Consider the following 1,001-nt stretch of genomic DNA (forward strand, 5'->3'; position numbering starts at 1 on the left):
CTAGACGAGTAGTTCCGATGTGGGGCGGTCAGTGGTCGTAGGCGATCAGTGAGCGGGTGATGGGTTGGCCTGTGGTGCGGTTGTGCCAGATCGCGCAGGTCATGGCGAGGATCCGTTGGCCGACCCGCGCGGCGACGCCTTCGATGGTGCGGCCGCCGTGTTGTTCGAGGCCGAGTTGGCCCTTGAGGGTGTCGTTGACGGACTCGATCAGCTGCCGGATGGGTTTGAGCAGGGCTTGTCCGGGCCGGGGCCGGCAGTTGCGGTAGGAGGGTCGGAGCAAGGCGATGTCGTGCTGGTCCAGGAAGCGGTCCAGTTCGGCGGAGACGTAGCCCTTGTCGGCGAGGATCAGCAGGCCGGGCCGTTCCCGGGCCAGGTCGGGTTCGTTGTCGATCAGCGCGGCCAGGACCTCGCGTTCGTCGACCTTGGGTGTGGCCAGGGCCCAGGTGATCGGCAGGCCGGCGGGGGTGCAGACCAGGTGCAGGCGCAGTCCCCAGAACCAGCGGGAGTGGGAGGCGCAGTAGCCGTAGCCGGCCCATCCGGCCAGGGCGGAGCGGCGGGCGGTGTCACGGGAGCGGCCGCATTCCACCGGGGTGGAGTCGGTGATCCATACCGGGTCCTGCCACAGGTCAGTGTGCCGGGCCAGGAGGCGTATCGCCTGCTGGATCTGCGGCCGGGCTGCCCGTAACCGCTTGTTGTAGGCCGGTCGCTGGGGCAGATGCGGGAACATCGGGCGCAGGTGGGCGTGGGCGAAGCGGATCCAGCGGGCCTCGGAGTGGAAGCCGAGCAGCACCTGCGCGACGGACAGGCACACCAGCTCTGAGTCGGACAGGCGTGGTGGACGGCCCAGCCACCGCGTTTTCGGCAGATGATCATCGATGAGCACATACAGTGCCGTCAGGAGGGTGTTCAGTTCTTCGGTCGTCACAACCCGATGCTGAACACCCTCCCTGCCGCCCAGACCCGAAACCGCAGAACCCGAGACATCGGAACTACTCGTCTAG

The 1,001-nt window shown here is 67.5% G+C and carries 1 protein-coding gene; it reads right to left on the bottom strand.

What is annotated here, in order from left to right; all coding sequences use genetic code 11:
* Positions 1-28 precede the first annotated feature (28 nt).
* A complete protein-coding gene (locus tag K7862_RS37050; RefSeq protein WP_222970200.1) occupies positions 29-925 on the bottom strand; it encodes an IS982 family transposase in 897 nt (298 codons plus the stop codon).
* Positions 926-1,001: the final 76 nt, after the last annotated feature.

The organism is Actinacidiphila acidipaludis (assembly GCF_019890725.1).
Taxonomy (GTDB): Bacteria; Actinomycetota; Actinomycetes; order Streptomycetales; family Streptomycetaceae; genus Actinacidiphila; species Actinacidiphila acidipaludis.